General features: G+C 38.2%; 20 protein-coding genes. 14 read left to right on the top strand and 6 right to left on the bottom strand.

Features of this window, described 5'->3' with window-relative positions; all coding sequences use genetic code 11:
- Positions 1–396 precede the first annotated feature (396 nt).
- From BW935_RS16285 to BW935_RS16265, 5 genes are read left to right on the top strand one after another with little or no spacing between them, the layout of a single operon-like run.
- Positions 397–1,638 (top strand): dihydroorotase, encoded by a 1,242-nt coding sequence (locus BW935_RS16285; RefSeq protein WP_076502850.1) that lies wholly within the window; start codon positions 397–399, stop codon positions 1,636–1,638.
- A complete protein-coding gene (locus BW935_RS16280) occupies positions 1,638–2,150 on the top strand; it encodes a DUF4199 domain-containing protein (protein ID WP_076502849.1) in 513 nt (170 codons plus the stop codon). The genes BW935_RS16285 and BW935_RS16280 overlap by 1 nt, the downstream gene beginning before the upstream one ends.
- Before the next feature lie 8 nt (positions 2,151–2,158).
- Positions 2,159–2,704: a DUF4199 domain-containing protein gene (locus tag BW935_RS16275; RefSeq protein ID WP_076502848.1), complete on the top strand. Its 546-nt coding sequence runs from the start codon at positions 2,159–2,161 to the stop codon at positions 2,702–2,704.
- A 9-nt stretch (positions 2,705–2,713) separates the two neighbouring features.
- Positions 2,714–3,676, top strand: coding sequence for a glycosyltransferase family 2 protein (locus BW935_RS16270; RefSeq protein WP_076502847.1), 963 nt, complete (start codon positions 2,714–2,716; stop codon positions 3,674–3,676).
- Positions 3,673–4,644, top strand: coding sequence for a glycosyltransferase family 2 protein (locus BW935_RS16265; protein WP_317044809.1), 972 nt, complete (start codon positions 3,673–3,675; stop codon positions 4,642–4,644). Before BW935_RS16270 ends, BW935_RS16265 begins: the two co-directional genes overlap by 4 nt.
- A gap of 1 nt (position 4,645) precedes the next feature.
- Here BW935_RS16265 and BW935_RS16260 read toward each other — a convergent pair whose 3' ends face one another.
- The gene (locus BW935_RS16260) at positions 4,646–5,407 is read right to left on the bottom strand and encodes a class I SAM-dependent methyltransferase (RefSeq protein ID WP_076502846.1); all 762 of its coding nucleotides are present in this window, start codon (positions 5,405–5,407) and stop codon (positions 4,646–4,648) included.
- 193 nt (positions 5,408–5,600) lie between these two features.
- Between BW935_RS16260 and BW935_RS16255 the strand changes: the two genes are divergently transcribed.
- Genes BW935_RS16255 through BW935_RS16245 form a run of 3 tightly spaced genes read left to right on the top strand, consistent with a single transcriptional unit; the run spans position 5,601 to position 9,749 of the window.
- Positions 5,601–6,947, top strand: a complete 1,347-nt coding sequence (locus tag BW935_RS16255; protein ID WP_076502845.1) for an efflux RND transporter periplasmic adaptor subunit — start codon at positions 5,601–5,603, stop codon at positions 6,945–6,947.
- Between the two features lie 26 nt (positions 6,948–6,973).
- Positions 6,974–8,272 (top strand): ABC transporter permease, encoded by a 1,299-nt coding sequence (locus BW935_RS16250; RefSeq protein WP_076502844.1) that lies wholly within the window; start codon positions 6,974–6,976, stop codon positions 8,270–8,272.
- Entirely contained in the window at positions 8,265–9,749 is a 1,485-nt protein-coding gene (locus BW935_RS16245; RefSeq protein WP_076502843.1) for a TolC family protein, read from the top strand. The genes BW935_RS16250 and BW935_RS16245 overlap by 8 nt, the downstream gene beginning before the upstream one ends.
- A gap of 20 nt (positions 9,750–9,769) precedes the next feature.
- On the opposite strand, the gene BW935_RS16240 is transcribed toward BW935_RS16245, so the two are convergent.
- Genes BW935_RS16240 through BW935_RS16230 form a run of 3 tightly spaced genes read right to left on the bottom strand, consistent with a single transcriptional unit; the run spans position 9,770 to position 11,274 of the window.
- Entirely contained in the window at positions 9,770–9,940 is a 171-nt protein-coding gene (locus tag BW935_RS16240; protein ID WP_089242244.1) for a type II toxin-antitoxin system antitoxin, read from the bottom strand.
- Positions 9,941–9,942: 2 nt separating this feature from the next.
- Positions 9,943–10,419: a hypothetical protein gene (locus BW935_RS16235; RefSeq protein WP_076502842.1), complete on the bottom strand. Its 477-nt coding sequence runs from the start codon at positions 10,417–10,419 to the stop codon at positions 9,943–9,945.
- A gap of 6 nt (positions 10,420–10,425) precedes the next feature.
- Positions 10,426–11,274, bottom strand: a complete 849-nt coding sequence (locus BW935_RS16230; RefSeq protein ID WP_076502841.1) for an SPFH domain-containing protein — start codon at positions 11,272–11,274, stop codon at positions 10,426–10,428.
- A 370-nt stretch (positions 11,275–11,644) separates the two neighbouring features.
- On the opposite strand from BW935_RS16230, the gene BW935_RS16220 reads away from it, so the two are divergent.
- The gene (locus BW935_RS16220) at positions 11,645–12,517 is read left to right on the top strand and encodes a DUF255 domain-containing protein (protein WP_084565978.1); all 873 of its coding nucleotides are present in this window, start codon (positions 11,645–11,647) and stop codon (positions 12,515–12,517) included.
- Positions 12,518–12,687: 170 nt separating this feature from the next.
- Here the strand turns inward: BW935_RS16220 and fabG are convergent, their stop codons facing one another.
- Together fabG and BW935_RS16210 are read right to left on the bottom strand one after the other, a co-directional pair.
- The gene (gene fabG, locus BW935_RS16215) at positions 12,688–13,434 is read right to left on the bottom strand and encodes a 3-oxoacyl-[acyl-carrier-protein] reductase (RefSeq protein WP_076502838.1); all 747 of its coding nucleotides are present in this window, start codon (positions 13,432–13,434) and stop codon (positions 12,688–12,690) included.
- A gap of 108 nt (positions 13,435–13,542) precedes the next feature.
- Positions 13,543–13,920 (bottom strand): GxxExxY protein, encoded by a 378-nt coding sequence (locus tag BW935_RS16210; protein WP_076502837.1) that lies wholly within the window; start codon positions 13,918–13,920, stop codon positions 13,543–13,545.
- Between the two features lie 190 nt (positions 13,921–14,110).
- On the opposite strand from BW935_RS16210, the gene lpdA reads away from it, so the two are divergent.
- The 5 genes from lpdA (at position 14,111) to BW935_RS16185 (ending at position 18,452) form a co-directional block, all read left to right on the top strand.
- Positions 14,111–15,511 (top strand): dihydrolipoyl dehydrogenase, encoded by a 1,401-nt coding sequence (lpdA, locus tag BW935_RS16205; protein WP_076502836.1) that lies wholly within the window; start codon positions 14,111–14,113, stop codon positions 15,509–15,511.
- A 96-nt stretch (positions 15,512–15,607) separates the two neighbouring features.
- The gene (locus BW935_RS16200) at positions 15,608–16,141 is read left to right on the top strand and encodes an RNA polymerase sigma factor (RefSeq protein ID WP_076502835.1); all 534 of its coding nucleotides are present in this window, start codon (positions 15,608–15,610) and stop codon (positions 16,139–16,141) included.
- On the top strand, positions 16,141–16,962 hold the full coding sequence (locus tag BW935_RS16195) for an anti-sigma factor domain-containing protein (RefSeq protein ID WP_076502834.1): 822 nt from the start codon (positions 16,141–16,143) through the stop codon (positions 16,960–16,962). Before BW935_RS16200 ends, BW935_RS16195 begins: the two co-directional genes overlap by 1 nt.
- Before the next feature lie 106 nt (positions 16,963–17,068).
- The gene (locus BW935_RS16190) at positions 17,069–17,515 is read left to right on the top strand and encodes a DUF2721 domain-containing protein (protein WP_076502833.1); all 447 of its coding nucleotides are present in this window, start codon (positions 17,069–17,071) and stop codon (positions 17,513–17,515) included.
- On the top strand, positions 17,508–18,452 hold the full coding sequence (locus BW935_RS16185; protein WP_076502852.1) for a glycerophosphodiester phosphodiesterase family protein: 945 nt from the start codon (positions 17,508–17,510) through the stop codon (positions 18,450–18,452). Before BW935_RS16190 ends, BW935_RS16185 begins: the two co-directional genes overlap by 8 nt.
- Positions 18,453–18,573 lie beyond the last annotated feature (121 nt).

Raw genomic sequence — 18,573 nt, 5'->3', positions numbered from 1 at the left:
GCCGCCACATTATTAAAAAGCCTTTCAGGAAACTGAGAGGCTTTTGTGTTTTATAGCCCCTTGCTCTCGCTAAGCTAGCAAAGGAGTAAAGAGCGCTGTGGAAGTAGAAGGAAGATATATGCTTCGCGATATAATGTTGATATATGCCTTTCGGCGATATAGTCATGCCTATTTAAACTTTAACCAACATTCTTTAACCAACATTTCAACTCAATCAAATAGTCAATTCACATCAAACCTCAATATCCCAATCAACCAATAACTAAATCAAATAACCCCCTCTAACTTTTAAACTTTCTAACCTTTCAACCCAATTTCCAATTTTTTAAAAACCCTCAACCATCTAATTTCCTTTTTAGGGAATAAAGTTGCAGTTTTGCACAAATTCAATCCTTTATGACTATCCTGCTGAAATCCCTAAGTTTTATTGATTCCAAAGGCATTCATAAGCCAGATGATTACATCTTTGATGGGGGTAGCTTTGTCAAAGCGGCTCCTACAATACCAAAACAGATAGATCAAACCCTAGACTGTACTGGTCTCTTTGGTTCCGCCGGTTGGGTTGACTTAAGGTGTATGGCTTGTGAACCAGGAGAAGAATACAAGGAGAGTCTTGATAGCCTAGGAGCTTTGCTACAAGCTAGTGGATTCTCAAAGGCAGTATTGATGCCTAATACTCATCCTGCGATTCAAAATAAAAATGACATTCAGTTTTTAAAAAGCAAAACTTCAGGGTGGTTTACTGAAGCAGTGATACAGGCTTCAATTACAAAAGATAATAAAGGGGAAGATTTTACAGATATTTTAGATTTGAATTCACACGGAGCTTTTGTTTTTGGAGACGGACTCAACCCCCTCTCAAATCCAGACAGGCTTGCAAAAGTACTTCAATATCTTCAAAAATTCGATGGTATCTTATTTGATCATTCCTATGAACCTTTATTGGCTTTGTTTGGACAAATGCATGAAGGGTTAGTTTCCACAAAGATTGGAATGAAAGGAATACCCGGTCTAGCAGAAGAAATCGCCGTTAAAAAGAATCTTGATATTTTGAGATATACAGGTGGTAGATTGCATTTTCAAACCATTAGTACAAAGGGAGCTGTCGAAGCTATTAGGCTAGCAAAGCAAGAGGGACTTAGTGTTACCTGTGATACCTCTATTTATCACTTATTGTTTAGTGATGAAGACTTGCAGACATTTGATTCTAATTTTAAAGTAAATCCACCTTTTAGAGATCATGAAAACATATTGGCTCTAATAGAAGGCTTACAAGATGGTACGATTGACGCTTTGGTGTCAAATCATCAGCCACAAGATATCGATGCAAAACATATGGAGTTTGATTTAGCTCAATCTGGGACGATAGGATTGCAGACCTTTCTACCTGCAATGGCAAAGCTAAGTGATCAACTTGGATGGCAGCTTTTGATTTCTAAAATTACTGATGGTCCTAGAAGGGTATTAGGTGAAGACTTGTCATCAATCTCAAGCTTAACTATCTTCGACCCATCTGAAGCATGGCATTATAATCATAAATCTAACCTTTCCCTTTCATCAAATCACCCATGGATGAATTCCACTCTACAGGGTAAGGTGAAATTTGTGATAAATAGGGACAAATTAAACAAACTGTAATGTCTAAATACTTTTCTTACGCATTCAAAATAGGAGTACTTGGGGCATTGTTTTCCATAGTTGCTTTTTTTGGTTTAGGGATGCTTGGTCAAGACCCAACACTACCAAGCCAGCTTTTTAGTTTTGTTTCTGTACCAGTCTTTGTCGCCGCAGCCTTATATTTTGTGAGGTGGAAAGTCAATCAGAATCATTTAAGCTTTGCCGAGGGCATGACTATTGGGTTTGTCGTATATGTTACCAATGCGATTATCAGCTTTCTTGGGCTATTTCTCGGGTTGATATTTACTCCAGAATTATTTGAGAGGATAAAAGAAAATAAACTTCAAATCACATTAGACAAAAAAGACTTCACCATAGAGCAATATGGGCAAGAGGTTTTTGATTTGACATATGAAAGTATTTCTAATCTTACAGTGTTTCAAGTCTCTATTAATGATTTAATTTGGAAAATTATCTTTGGACTGTTTTTTACAATTATTATTTCTATTATTTTAAGAAAAAATTTAAACTAGCCAGTATTATGGAAGCACAACAAACGCCGTTTAAAGCAGGGATCAATTCAGGAGCAATTCTTGGGATTGTATCAGTGATCATTACGTTTATCTTTTACTTTATTAGCCCAGAGCAATTAGTAGGTACAGCCTATACTGTCATTTATTTCGGCGCTTTGATAGGCTTGGTTATTTATTTTGGTCTCCAATATCGCAAATCTGTAGGTGGATATATGGAGTTTGGGCCAGCGTTCAACTTTTCATTTATCACCATGTTGGTAGGTGGATTGATAGGCTTGGCAGGAACTATGATCCTTTATTTTGTAGTAGATCCTTCCTTACCCAATGTGATTGCTGACTCCGCTTTAGAAAGTAGCATGAACATGATGGAGAAGTTTGGGATAGCAGATAACTTGACTAGTGAGGAAATCGACGAAATGAGGAAAGCTACTTATGATTCAGTATCTCCTTTTGGTTTGATTAAGTCTCAAGGACTTGCTTTGATAGGTTATGCTATCTTATCTTTGATCATTGGCGCCATTATCAAGAGAAGAGATAAGTCGCTTGATTATTAATCTATAGAGATGCTTGATATTTCCGTGATTGTACCTGTTTACAATGAACAGGAGTCTTTACCAGAATTGAATAATTGGATTAGCCGGGTCATGCAGGACCACGGCTTTTCTTATGAGGTGATCTTTGTCAATGACGGAAGTACAGATGACTCTTGGGTAGTTATAGAAGAACTTTCTAAGACTAACCCTTATATCAAGGCGATTAATTTCACAAGGAACTATGGTAAATCTGCGGCTTTAGATATGGGCTTCAGTAAGGCGGATGGGGAAGTGGTCATCACCATGGATGCAGACCTTCAAGATAGTCCTGATGAAATCCCAGGTCTTTATCAAATGATCATAGAAGAACATTATGATGTAGTCTCTGGCTGGAAAAAGAAGCGATTTGATCCCATTTCCAAGACAATACCATCCAAATTTTTCAATGGAGTAACGAGATGGATTTCTGGAATCAAACTTCATGATTTCAACTGTGGATTGAAAGCCTATAAAAATAAAGTGGTCAAGAATATCCATATATATGGAGAAATGCATCGCTATATTCCATTGATTGCCAAGTGGAACGGTTTTTCTAAAATTGGCGAAAAAGTAGTAGAACATAGAGCAAGAAAGTACGGAGTTACCAAATTTGGTCTTGAGCGTTTTTTAAACGGGTTTCTAGATTTGATTTCTGTATCTTTTGTGAATAGGTACAAAAAGAAGCCCATGCACTTTTTTGGTACTTTAGGGACAATATCTTTTACATCTGGATTTTTGATTACGATTTGGTTGATTTTTCAGAAAATATATGGATTATACAATGGTAATAAGGTAAGAGAAATCACTGATCAACCTTTATTCTTTTTGGCTCTGGTAGCTTTGATTGTAGGGGTGCAACTGTTCTTGACAGGATTCTTGGCGGAGATGATGACTTCAAACAATGCCCGAAAGGCTGATTATAATATCAGTGAAATGATCAATATTGATAAATGATGAAGTTTTCTGTCATTGTTCCTGTATACAATAGACCAGAAGAGATAGCAGAGCTTCTTCAAAGTCTTAGTTTGCAGGAAGTAAAGCCCTTGGAGGTGATTATCGTTGAGGATGGATCTACTCAAAAATGCGAGTATATCATTGAGGCTTTTCTTGGACAACTTGAGATCCGATATTTTTTCATCGAAAACATAGGACAAGGTTTTGCAAGAAACTTCGGGATGAGCAAAGCCAAAGGTGACTTTTTCGTATTATTCGATTCAGATTGCATTATTCCAAAACATTATTTCTCTGTCCTTGAAAAGGCAATCTTGAAAAGAAAGTTGGATGCATTTGGAGGGCCAGATACAGCTGGCAAGGATTTTTCTCCCATTCAAAAAGCTATGAATTATAGCATGACATCTGTGCTGACCACAGGAGGAATAAGAGGAAAACTTAAGGATGTATCAAAATATCAGGCTCGTGGCTATAATATGGGCTTGTCAAAAGAAGCATTTCATCAGTCCAAAGGCTTTGTGGATCCTAATCGTGGGGAAGATATTGAATTAAGCATGAGGTTGAAAAAGTTAGGCTTTCGACTTGAGTTGATTGAAGAAGCCTATGTTTACCATAAACGTAAAAATACACTCGCTTCTTTTTTTAAGCAAAGTTATTCCTTCGGTCAGAATAGAATCAATATCAGTCGGTTTCATGCAGATGCTATCAAAATTGTCCATCTGTTACCACTCTTTTTCTTGCTGTTTTGGTTTTGTTTATTGTTAGGGTTATTTGTTTTTCCTGACTCTGCCCTAATAATTTCTGGGATTGTATTATTGGGAATTTGGAAAATTTCAATTTTAGTTCACTCTACGCTAATCAATAATTCTTTAATCGTCGGTGTGCTGTCAGTAATTACATCTTTCGGACAACTCAGCGCTTATGGTTTAGGATTATTAAGTGAATCTGTAAAGAAATTATTAAAAGGTTGACTTAACCTTTTTCGCAATAAAAAATAATTTCCTGATCAGGTAAAGCATATTTATTAATGGTTTCAAGGTCTAGTGATTTTACAAATAAATTTTCTTGTACCTTAAGCCCAGACTGACTAAGCCTTGAAGCATAATCATTTCCATATTTCCTAACATGGTCTCTTTGTCCAAATAGTCGTTCTCTTTCAGCTGGATCGGTAATCGTTTTATCTTCGATTGTTTCCTGTAGGTTATATACTGGTGATTGTATGATTCCCCAGCCATCTTTTTTCAGTACTCTGTTTATTTCTCTACATGCCTGAATATCGTCATCCACATGCTCCATGACGTGATTACAAAAGACTACATCAAAGCTCTCGTCTTCAAATGGAATTTGATGTACATCCATTTTGACTGTGGCTAAAGGGGATTCAATGTCTCCAGTGATGTATTCCAAATTTGGTAATGCTTTCATCCTGTCAATAAAGCAAAGCTCAGGTGCGATATGAAGTACTTTTAATTTTTTGGTGAAAAATGAAGTTTCCTTTTGTAAAAATAGCCACATCAAGCGATGTCTTTCTAAGGCTAAGCAGTTGGGACAAAGTGCATTTTCTCTTGCTTTTCGACCATAGGGGAGAAATTTCCTAAAAGTATGATCGCATACGTTGCAATGTACTTGCTTGCCTCTGTAAAACACAGCCAAAACCCTCAGGAAAAAATGTGATACAAGTTGAAGATATTTTCTAGGAATATACCTGATGACAAAGCTTATGATGGATTTCATGTGGTATTGAGGCTTATTTTTATTTGAATCAGCCTGCAATTTAAGGATTGTTGAGACAATAAATTGTCAGAAAGACTGAGTAATCTGCTAAGCGTTCTGTTTTTATGCTAGTGGCTGTATAATATGCTCGTTGGGTGATTTCCTGGTTTTCAAAATATTAGATTTGTAGATATTGGATTGTAACAAAAATCAGATGAAAAATAAAAAAACATATATAGGTATAGCCATTGCTGTTGTATTGGTTTTCTTGGTTTGGAGATTTTTCTCAAGTAGCGTAGGTGAGAGTTTTGATATTTTCGCAGATGTCAAGCAAGGAAGCTTTAGAGTAGAAATAACCAGCTCAGGAGAACTTGAGGCGCTTAATTCTGTCGAAATTCTGGGTCCATTAGAAGCGAGGAGATTTCGTGTTAATAATATTACTATCGAAAGTATGGTGGACGAGGGTACGATTGTCAAGCAGGGTGATGTGATCGCTGAGTTAGACAAGTCGGAGCTTTTTGGTCGACTGGATGATAAGCGCATTGATCTAGAGCAAAGTAGGGCGCAATTCGAACAGATTCAATTAGACACCTCTTTGGTTTTGAGGCAAGAAAGGGATAATATTTCCAATCTTGAGTATAATGTTCAAGAACGGAGATTGGTTTTGGAGCAATCTCAATTTGAGCCACCAGCGATTATCAAGCAAAATGAATATAATCTTGAAAAAGCTGAACGAGACCTTGAGCAAGCTCGAGAAAGATACAGGGTCAAAAGACTCCAAGAGCGTGCTAGAATGGTGGAGATTTCGGCTCGGGTGAGAGAAAATGAAAATGAATTAGCCCAGATGCAAGAGGTTCTCGAGAAGTTTACGGTCAAAGCACCGCAAAATGGTATGGTAATCTATCAGTCTGGTAGAGGAGGGAAAATCAAAGCTGGCTCTCAAATAAGTTCATGGAATCCAGTAGTAGCGACCCTTCCAGACCTGTCAAGAATGAGAAGTGTGACATATATCAATGAAGTAGATATTCGCAAAATTAAAACTGGTCAAGTGGTGGAGATCGGTTTGGATGCATTTCCGGATAAGAGATTGACAGGGAAGGTTACTCGGGTTGCAAATATTGGACAGCAAAGACCAAACTCTGACGCTAAAGTCTTTGAAGTAGTGATAGAGGTCAACGAAAGCGATGCAGCTTTGAGACCCGCTATGACTACTAGCAATACTATTATTGTCGACCGTATCGAAGATGTGAAGTTCGTGCCTTTAGAGGCTATCAATGTCCATAATGATAGCATCAATTACGTGTTTTTGAAAAATGGAGCAAAGCAGGAGGTGTTGTTAGGTCTAGCCAATCTCAATGATATTGTCATCGAAATGGGTCTCAATGAAGGTGATCGAGTGTTTCTTTCTACACCAGATTGGGCTAAGGATGCACCCGTCAAGTTACTCGCGGACCTAGATGGCAAGAGAAGAAAAATCATGGAAGAAACAAACGAAGCCGTAGAGCAGGTAGAAACTAATCAAAGTGAAGATCGGACAGAAAGAAGAAGGGGGAGACAGTGAAAAAACCTTTGATTGATGAAAGATTGATGGCGAATTTCTCCATCGCTTTGGAGGCTGTATTTGCTAATAGGTTGAGGTCATTTTTGACTGCACTAGGGATTATTTTTGGAGTGGCTGCTGTGATTGCTATGCTGGCCATAGGAAACGGTGCGCAGCAAGAAATCATGGAGCAAATCAAATTGGTTGGGGTGAATAATATTGTGATTCAGCCAATTGTGGAGCAAGTGGAAGAGAATGTAGGTCAGGAAAGTGATCTTGAAAGTGAGCGTAAGCGTTTTTCACCTGGACTCCGGCTGATCGATGTAGAATCCATCCAGAAAACAATCCCCAACATAGAAAAACTAAGCCCTGAGGTAGTTCTAGAAACTCACGTAGTTTATGGTGGGATTAGGCGGTCTGCAAAATTGGTAGGGATCACTCCTGCATACTTTGATGTTTTAGATTTTCGACTGGAAGAGGGAAAGCTTTTTAGTGAGGCAAATAAAATAAAAGGAGATCCAGTTTGTATCATTGGTAAGGCAGTTCAGCGTAAATTTTTTCCAAAAGAAAACCCTATCGGTAAAAAAATCAAAAGTGGTAATCAGTGGCTAGAAGTGATTGGTATCATGGAAGAACGACTGGTATCAGAGCAGAGTATTTCTAAGCTGGGTATCCGGGACTTCAATATGGATGTCTATATCCCTATCCAAAGTATGTTGGTTAGGTTTAAAAACAGAGACTTGGTTACAGGTTTTGATCTTGAAGATGAAGAGACAACTCAGAGAAATGTTAATTATCATCAATTGGACAAACTTGTAGTCCAAGTAGGAGAAAGTGAGGCATTGAAGCCTACTGCTGAAGTGATATCTAAGCTGCTCGCTAGGAGTCACAACGGTGTTGTTGATTTTGAGATTACCATACCAGAACTATTGCTCAAACAGCAGCAAAGAACCCAAAACATCTTTAATATAGTGCTGGGTGCTATCGCCGGAATCTCCTTATTGGTAGGAGGAATAGGGATTATGAATATCATGCTAGCTTCTGTGATGGAAAGAATAAAAGAAATCGGCCTAAGGCTTTCGTTGGGAGCAAAAAAATCCGATATTGTCAACCAGTTTCTTTTCGAATCCATCATGATCAGTGTTTCGGGTGGTTTGATAGGAGTGATACTTGGGGTAGTATTGGCCTATTTAGTCTCTGTTTTTGGAGATTTCCCTACAGTAGTATCTTTTACTTCTATCGTGCTATCCTTTGGAGTTGCTGCGACTGTGGGTTTGATTTTCGGAATTGCACCTGCCCAAAAGGCAGCTAGTCAAGATCCAATAACTTCTTTACGATATGAATAAAAAACCGATTCTTTATCTATTCTTGGTAGGATTTTTTCTTACAATCAACAATTCAAGTGCTCAGCAAAGTGTAGAATACACATTAGAGCAAGTAGTAGCAAGGGCCAAATCTCAATCTCCAGCTGCCAAAAGGGCAGAGACGCAACGAGAAAATAGGTATTGGCAATACCGACTCTTCAGGTCTAATTACAATCCTCAATTGAGATTGGGTGGTACTATCCCTAGTTATTCTCAATCCTTCAATAATGTCACCCAGCCTGATGGAACTATCCAATTTAGAGAAGTAAGACAGAACCTGATGGATGTCAATTTAGGATTGGTACAACAAGTTTCTGCCACGGGTGGTACAGTGTCGGTCAATTCTTCTACCAATAGATTTGATAATTTCCTAGCAACTGGCTTTGACCCACAGACAAGATGGAGCGGGGTGCCGATAAATGTCCGCTTAGATCAGCCGATTTTTGCTTTCAATCCTTTGAAATGGGATAAAAAAATCGAGCCACTCCGATTCGAAGAGAGTAAAAGAGAATTTGTAGAGGAAATGGAAGGTATTAGCAGATTCGTTGCAATACTGTTCTTTGACTTCTTAGATGCGCAAGTTAATTTGGAGATTGCTTCGCTTAATCTTAAAAATACTGAAGATATATTCAAAATCGAGCAGGGGAGATACAATATAGGGACTACTTACGAGGATAAGCTCTTGCAAGTAGAGCTTCAAGTACTACAGGCCAAGCAGCAGTTGGCTCAAGCTAGATTGGATATGGAAGAAAGATCTCTTAGGTTGAAGTCTTATGTGGGACTCAACGAGGCTACTAACTTAGTCTTGGTGCCACCAAAGGAGATCCCATTTTTTGATGTTCCAGTGGATGAAGCCATAGAGCGAGCATTTCAAAATAGATCTGAGGCACTTGGTTTTGAGAGAAGAAGACTTGAGGGTGAAGCTAGTGTAGCGCAGGCTAGAGGTCAGCGTTTTTTGATGAACTTGGGAGCAAGCTATGGTTTCAATAATGCTGCTTTGGCTTGGGGAGACATTTATTCTAATCCAAATACACAGGCTTTGGTCAACCTCAACGTATCAGTTCCGATTCTAGATTGGGGTAGAAATAAAGCAAGAATGGGACAAGCGCAAGCGAGTAAGCAATTGATTGAATATACTGTGGAGCAAGATGTGATCAACTTTGAACAGGAAATTTTTACCAAGGTGAAAAACTTCCAAATGCTGAAAGACAGAATGGAAATCACCAAAGTGTCTGATGAGGTGGCAGAGAAGCGTTATGAAATATCATTAAAAAGATATCAAAATGGCAATGTGACTATTACTGATTTGAACATCGCACAGCAAGAGAAGGATAGCAATAGAAGGGCCTATATTCAGTCTTTGAGAGACTTCTGGACTGCATATTATGAATTGAGAGAGCTGACCCTATATGATTTTGAGTCAAGGACTTTGTTGTATAGCGCTGATAATTCAAATTAAAAAACAAAAAAGGTCAAGACTTAATTGTCTTGACCTTTTTTGTTCATCATTCTTTTATGCTTTTTCAATGCCTCGTGAATGATCCACTCGATCTGTCCGTTTGTGCTGCGAAATTCATCTTCTGCCCATTTTTCCACAGCCTGCATCATCTTTTCATCTATTCTTAGGGCAAAGGGTTTTTTAGCCATAATCATTAATCCTCCTTCCAAGAATTTAAAATCTCTTGGATTTCTTTTTGCTTATGCGTGCTAAACACATATTTTTTATTTTCCTTCTCTAGGATTAGAATATGATCTGAAAAGTAAATAAATGCCTTGGTCTTCAGAGAAAACCTGATACCTACTCCTCCATATTCTAGCAATCCATCGGATTTTTTGAGTTCATATGTGTCAATTTCTTCTTTTTTGAACTTTGTCCAGCGATTGTAAATCGGTGGATTACGAAAGGAAATGCCATATTGATCTATCCGCAGCTCAAGCCTCATATTGAAAATGAAAAGAAATACGCCTATCATCAATCCTCCAACAATCAATATAGGAACCCATCCATCTTCTCCTAACTGCCCAGTAAAGTAGAAGGTCAATAGCAAAGCTAGCGTTGGCAGCTCAATCAATATGATTGCCCACATGATGAAGCTACCTCTTAAGTCTTGTTGCTCTTTGACTATCATGCTAAATTATTGGTTCAGCGTTCCCACATTCAACACAGGGCTTGCCGCTCTATCCGAACACAAGACCACCATCAAATTACTTACCATGGCAGCTTTTTTCTCCTCTTCAAAATCCACGATTCCTTTGATTTTCAAATCTTCCAATGCCATCTCAACCATGCCTACGGCACCATCTACAATTTTCCTTCTCGCTGCCACAATGGCTGTTGCTTGCTGCCTCTGAAGCATAGCTGAGGCAATTTCTTGTGCATAGGCAAGATGGGAAATTCTTGCCTCGATGACTTTGATGCCCGCATGATGCAAGCGTTCTGAAATTTCAGCTTCTAAGGAATGATTGACATCCTCAACCCCTGAACGTAAAGTCACCTCAGCATCTTCAGCTTCAAAATCATCATATGGATATTTGCCCGCCATTTTCCTTACTGCGGCATCTGACTGTAAGTGTATGAAATTTTCATAATCTTCAACTTCAAAAGTGGCTTTGAAAGTATCTTCAACCTGCCAAACTACAATGGTTCCTACCATAACCGGGTTTCCGATTTTGTCATTTACTTTTAGCGGCTTGTTTTCAAAATTTCTTACACGAAGAGATATTTTATTCTTGGTCATAAACGGATTGACCCAAAAGAAACCATTCGCTTTAACAGTTCCTTTGTAAGCTCCAAATAGAATCAGAACCATTGCCTTGTTGGGTTGTAAAGTAAAAAAACCTGGTAAGATTAAAATGAACAATATGACTAGGGCTATACCTAACCAAATGACGTGATTCATTAAAGAAATGATAATGGCCGGGATCAGGGCTATCGCCACCAAAACCATCAAATAGCCTGAAAGGGGTTTTGTTATTTTCTCCATAGTTTATGATATTAAAATGATATCATTACAATATACATAATTTTTGATAAAAGGTTACAAGTTTTTATTTATAACTAAAATCTACTATCTTTCTTTCTTTAGAAAATGAAACTATTTAAAATTAAGTAACAATGGAATTAGCTTTTATTAATAGTCCTAGTTTGATGGTTGTTTGGATTCTTACGATATATGGGAATATACTGATCAGTCTGTTTTTATTATTTTATATCCTATTGACAAAGAATCGGGATCATTTTATAACAATAGAATATTTGGTTTTGCTTTTCATTCCAGTGTTAGGAGTTGCCTACACTATCCATAGGATATTTAAAATCAAGAAAATTCAAAAAGTATAAAGTTTATTTGCCTTATGAGAATTGTATTAATACTGATGTCTCTTGTTTGGGTGTTGAACCAATCATTTGGACAAGGAGTCGATTTTCAGTCCATCACTTTGAAAGAAGCACTCAAGCAAGCAAAGGAGGAAGAAAAGCATGTTTTTGTGATGTTTGGTACTACACATTGTGGTTACTCTATGCAAGCTTTTTTCAATTTGGGTAATAATAAAGAAGTTGGAGAATTTATGAATTCTAATTTTATAAATGTAGCATTCGCAAATCCTGAGGGGTTGAATGCCAAAACTATGAATGAATTGGTGGATCTTTCTATGGCAGAACCATTTCCAAGGCTTGAAAATAATGAAGAGGTTATCTTTACTAATTATTTTGTTTTCCCCAATTTTTTCTTTTTAAATCCAAATGGGAATATCACATATTTCTTTAATGGTAGTAGGAAAATTGATAAAAGAGTTATGAAAGCAGCTCAGAAAGGATTGAACCCAAAAACTCAAACTCCATTGTTCTTTAGGACATATTTCAACAATAAAATGTATCCAAAAAGCAAGCGTTCTCTTAAAATGCTTTCAGAAGGAATGTTGGCCTACAATCAATTAGAGATGCCAGAAATTTTGGATTATTCAGATCCACAATCCATTACTTGGGAGGATATCAAACTCCCTGAAAAAAATCAAGTTTTTGCAATTCAGCATTTAGAAAACTCCTTGTTAAAAGGAGACCATTTTTTCAATCAGTTTTTAGCTGCTGTGATTTATAATAAGACTGGAGACTATGATAAGGCCTTTACGTTTGCCCAAAATGCCATAAATAATTATCCCAAACACTGGTCTAAGAAAAAAAGAGAATTGATAGATGAACTGCTTAGAACTCAGTTTTCATTGGATTAATTGCTATTTAAAAAGAAACCCTGCATAAAAATAGAGATTTTTCATGCAGGGTTTCTTTTTTATAATTACTTTATCATTCGTTATTCGGAATTCAATATTCGACATTTTTAATTTCGAATACCGAAGACTTCCCACTACTGAATCTACAATCTAAAATCTAAAATCTTAAATTAAGTCAGCATCGCTCCATCCACCTGAAGCACCTGTCCTGAGATGTAGGAACTCATATCAGAACCTAAGAATACACAGGCATTGGCCACTTCTTCGGGCTGACCGCCGCGCTTCATAGGAATAGCATCTCTCCAACCCTGAACAGTTTTTTCGTCCAAAACAGCAGTCATTTCAGTTTCTATAAACCCTGGCGCTACAGCATTACACCTGATGTTTCTAGAGCCCAATTCCAAGGCAACTGATTTTGTAAAGCCAACTATTCCAGATTTGGAAGCGGCATAGTTTGCTTGACCAGCATTCCCTTTGATACCTACTACTGAGGTGATGTTGATGATGGATCCAGCTTTGGCTTTCATCATGGTACGAGTAGCAGCTTTGACAGTGTTGAAGCAAGATTTCAAGTTGACATTAATCACCTCGTCCCAAGCTTCTTCAGTCATTCTCATCAAAAGGTTGTCACGTGTAATTCCAGCATTGTTGATTAAGATATCAAGTCCGCCAAATTCTGTCACTACTGCATTGACTAGTTCGTCAGCAGCAGCAAAGTTGGAAGCGTCAGAGCGATATCCTTTGGCTTTGATTCCGAAGGCTGCCAATTCATCTTCCAATGCCTGACCTTTTTCTACGCTTGACAAATATGTAAAAGCCACATTAGCACCTTCTTGTGCGTATCTGATGGCTATTGCTCTACCAATTCCTTTGGACGCTCCTGTGATTAGGGCCGTTTTTCCGCTTAATAATCCCATAGTTTAGTTTCTTTGGTTTTTTAAAATAAGGTCAAAAATAAAGATAATTTTTTAATGCACGCAGAGACGCAAAGACGCAGTCTTTTTGGTTATTTAATTTTAACCTCTTTAAAGACCAAAAACTATTCTTTTTACACCGTCTCTTAGAAGGCTTTCATTGAAATTAATTAGTAAACCAAGCTTAATATTAGTGAGCTTTAAATATGTGATTACTTGTTTGTAATGAACTTTAAATAAAGCTTCTATAGATTTTAACTCTATCAAAACCTTGTTTTCAATGATTAGGTCTGCTTTGAAGCTATTCTCGAAAATCATCCCTTGCCAAATGACAGGTATTGGTTTTTGCCTTTTTACATCAAATCCTTTATTACTCAATTCATATGCTAAAATATTTTCATAAATGTTTTCATATAAGCCTGGACCTAATTCAGAGTGAATCGTGTAGCATGAATCGATTACCTCTTTAGAAATTTCATTTTCAGTCATAAAAATAGAATTTGGAATGAACTATAATTTACTAGCAATAATTTAAGAAAAATTATCATTTGAATAAAATTCTAGAACTCAAATTTCTTTGCGTCTCTGCGTGCCATGATTATAGCCTAGTCTTATATTTTTTTCTCACCTTAAAAAGCTTATTTTTGCATAGCTTATTTGAAAATTAAACCTTAAAAATATGTCTTCAACGAAATATGATGTGATTGTAGTGGGAACTGGTCCAGGTGGGTATGTGGCGGCGATCCGTGCTGCTCAATTGGGGCTGAAAACCGCAGTTGTAGAAGCTGCCGAACTTGGTGGGATCTGTCTTAACTGGGGTTGTATTCCTACCAAAGCATTGATTAAAAGTGCCCAAGTATTTGAATATATCAACCATTCTGAGGATTATGGGATCAAAGTATCAGGTGCTGAAATGGATTTCAACGCCATGATCAAAAGAAGCCGTGATGTAGCAGGTGGTATGTCCAAAGGGATACAGTTTTTGCTTAAGAAAAATAAAATTGACCAATTACTTGGCTGGGGGAAAGTACAGCCAGGCAAGAAAGTGGAAGTTGAAGACAAGGATGGTAAGAAGACTGTCTATGCGGCTGATCATATCATCATCGCTACCGGTGGTAGAGCTAGAGAGCTGCCTGCTCTCAAGATTGACAATGAGAAGATAATCGGCTACAGAAAGGCAATGACTTTGGATAAGAAGCCATCCAAGATGGTTGTCGTGGGTTCTGGAGCTATTGGAGTAGAGTTCGCTTATGTGTACAATGCGATCGGTGTAGAAGTGACTATCGTGGAGTTCATGGATAGAATCGTGCCAAATGAAGACGAGGAAGTTTCCAAAGCGCTCGAAAAAATCTATAAAAAAGCTGGTGTCAAAATCATGACCAGTACGGAAGTGACAGGTGTAGATACCAAAGGCAAAGGCTGTAAAGTCACTGTAAAAGACAAGAAAGGTGCTGAATCTACCATAGAGTGCGATGTTGTACTTTCTGCTGTGGGTGTTGTGTCGAATATCGAGAATATCGGTTTAGAGGATGTAGGTATCTTAGTAGAAAAAGGCAAGATCAAAACTGACGAATTCTACAAAACAAATATGCCAGGCTACTATGCAATCGGTGATGTAGTAGCAGGTCCAGCATTGGCACACGTTGCATCAGCTGAAGGTATCATCTGTGTTGAAAAAATCGCAGGTCATCATCCTGAAGCATTGGATTACAATAATATCCCAGGTTGTACTTATTGTATTCCTGAGATCTCGTCTGTTGGTTATACCGAGGCCCAAGCCAAAGAAGCTGGCTATGAAGTCAAAGTGGGTAAATTCCCATTCTCTGCTTCTGGTAAAGCATCTGCTGCAGGCGCGAAAGATGGTTTTGTTAAGCTGGTTTTTGATGCTAAGTATGGTGAGCTTCTAGGAGCACATATGATCGGAGCCAATGTCACAGAAATGATCGCAGAGATCGTTGCTGTCAGAAAACTAGAAACTACTGGTATGGAGTTGATCAAGACCGTTCATCCTCACCCAACCATGTCAGAGGCGGTGATGGAAGCAGCAGCTGCTGCTTATGGAGAGGTCATCCATTTGTAATTGCAATGAAATAATCCTAATATTATAAGCACAAGGCGAAACAATTGCCTTGTGCTTTCTTTTTATAGGAATGTCACATATTTTAAAAAGTACCTTTTGGAAGAAGAACAGTTAATAGCAGGACTTAGGGCTCAGGACCGAAAAACGGTGGAATACCTTTACGATAAGTATTCTAGAGCGCTCTTTGCCGTTATTTCTAGGATCATTACTGATCATGACATTGCAGAGGAGGTTTTTCACGATGCCTTCATCAAGATCACTAGAAAAATAGACGGCTATGATGAATCAAAGGGGAGGCTTTATACCTGGATGGCAAATATCTGTCGCAATGCGGCAATAGATAAAACCAGGTCTAAGGAATTTTCTAAAAGCAGTAAGACCAATACGATAGATGACTACGTATATGGAATCGAAAGCGAATCGGGTACCTTGGAGCTTGTCGATGGGATTGGAGTCAAAGAGCTCTTGACCGCCCTCAATGAGGAACAAAGGTTTGTGATTGAATGTATTTATTTCAAAGGGTACACCCACTCCGAAGTATCGGAGGAATATGATATTCCCTTAGGTACGGTCAAGTCACGTATTCGAGCAGCTGTAAATGTATTAAAAAAGAACTTAGAGAAAATTTAGTGGATATTCAAGCTTATATATCGTCAGGAAAACTCGAACTCTTCGTACTAGGGGAGTTGAGTGTGCGGGAGCAGGAAGAAGTGATGAAGCTAGCTGAGCAGTACCCTGAAATCAGGAAAGAACTGGATCAGATAGAAGAAGCGATGTTTGCCTTTGATAATTTATCAGGGAAGGCTCCTTCGACATCATTGAAGGCTCAAGTAATGAATACTTGGGAAAAAGAGGTTAAGCCTGCTGCTTCAAATCAAGCCATTCCTTCCAAAGCAGAAGGGAAAGTGGTGCCACTTCAACCATGGAAAGCATATGCAGCAGCAGCATCTATTGTAGCAGTTGTCGCATCGGTTTTTGCAATTTATTATGCTACCCGATATTATGATGTAGACCAAAGGCTAATGGCAATGGTACAGGAAAGAGCAGTCCTCGCAGAGGAACTCGATAATTATAAAGTCAACTACGAACAGACGGATGCTCAATTGGAGACACTTCTGACAGGTAATTTCGAAAGGGTACCTATGAAAGGAGATGGTTTTGAGATGCAGAAGGATGCGCAAGTTGATGTATGGTGGGATAAAGGTGCAGAAAGCGTATTTATCTCTGTCAACACGCTGAACGAACTGGATGAAAACTCTGATTACCAACTTTGGGCAATCGGTGACGATGGTCCTGTAGGAATAGGTCTAGTCAATGCAAGACAAAAATTCAGCTTGCAACAAATGCAAGCAGTAGCCGCAGCAGGAGCTTTTGCCATCACTATAGAGCCTAAAGGAGGAAGCGAAAGCCCAACTTTGGAGAAACTCGTAGTCTTAGGACCTGTGGCTTAAAGTAATTAAATCAATAAAAAAGATAAAAAAGAAAACCAGACTGAGAAGTTGGGTTTTCTTTTTTATCTCAAATTCCCCAACTTGGCGTTTCAAATCTCTTTACCCTATGGAACTCCAACTTTCTACTCCTGCCTTGCTTTTCTCAGCCATCACCCTGATGATGCTGGCTTTTACAAATCGATTTTTGGCCATTGCCAATCTGATCCGAGGGCTTCATAAAAAATACCTCGAAAACCCTAAAGAAAACATCATCATTGAGCAAATTCACAATCTCAAAAAGCGGCTAAGCATGATTAAATACATGCAACTTTGCGGGGTATTAAGTTTCTTGCTTTGCGTGATTTGTATGTATCTGATCTTTATCGGGGCACAGTCCGCAGCCAATTATGTATTTATTGGTAGTATGTTGGCACTTTTGATTTCTTTGGGGATCTCTCTTGTAGAAATCCTGATTTCCACCCAAGCACTTAACCTTGAACTTAAGGATATGGAAAATCAATTTCAAGAGCGAACAAGCAGTTTTTGGTTTAAAAAAGATAAAAATGATGAATAAACTCAGTAATAAAATTTCAGTATTATTTCTATTTGTAGCACTTTGGTCATGTAACACCAAGAATGCTGAAAGTTCTGCAGAAGTAGCTACTGCTTCTAATTTAACTCAAATAGAAAGTATTGAAGAAGCTAAAGAATTCTACACTTGGACTGCAGATAGAATCCCGATGATTTCTGCCCATAGAGGAGGTCCTTATCCTGGCTTTCCAGAAAATTCTATTGAAGCTTTTGAAAATGTGCTAAACCATACTCCTGCAATTATTGAGTTTGATGTAGCACTGACCAAAGATTCGGTTTTGGTACTGATGCATGACAATACACTTGACCGTACAACTAATGGTTCTGGGAAAGTTATTGATATGACTTTCGAAGAAATTAGATCCCTTCGCTTGAAGGATAAAGATGGAAATCTTACTGATTTTATTGTTCCTACTTTAGAAGAAGTCTTGGATTGGGGAAAAGGTAAAGTGCTCTACACGGTGGATATCAAAAGAGAAGTTCCTTTTGAAATGGTCATAGAGGCTATCAAAAAAACGCAAGCAGAACCTTACGCTGCGGTTATTACTTACAGCGTCGAAGCAGCTAAAAAAGTACATGCTTTGCACCCAGAATTGATGCTTTCGGTAACTATAAGGAATGAAGAAGAATTGCAGAGATTTGAAGATTCAGGAATCCCGATTGATCAGTGGATAGCATTCACAGGAACTTCTGAAAGACCAGCTGATTTCAATCAAATACTCCATGAAAAAGGTGTTTTCACGATTCTTGGCGTATTGGGAAACTTAGACCGTAGCGCCATCGCCCGAGGTGATCAGATTTATGCAGAATTCGTCCAAAAAGGAGCGGATATTCTAGCTACAGACAGACCGATTGAAGCTGCAGAGGCGATTAAAGGTTTGATTCCGGAGAATAGTTCGAAGAAGAAATATTTGAAATAGGATTGAAATACTGTAGAAATAAGATGGAAATACGGTAGATATACGATAGAAATACGTTAGAAATAAAGTAGGAATAGAATAGAAATAAAGCTGAAATCTTACTTTCTACCTTGGTGAACCT

The sequence above is a fragment of the Belliella pelovolcani genome (assembly GCF_900156785.1).
Lineage (GTDB): Bacteria > Bacteroidota > Bacteroidia > Cytophagales > Cyclobacteriaceae > Belliella > Belliella pelovolcani.
Note: the sequence above shows the minus strand (reverse complement) of the source record. Positions and strands in the feature narration are given on the sequence as shown.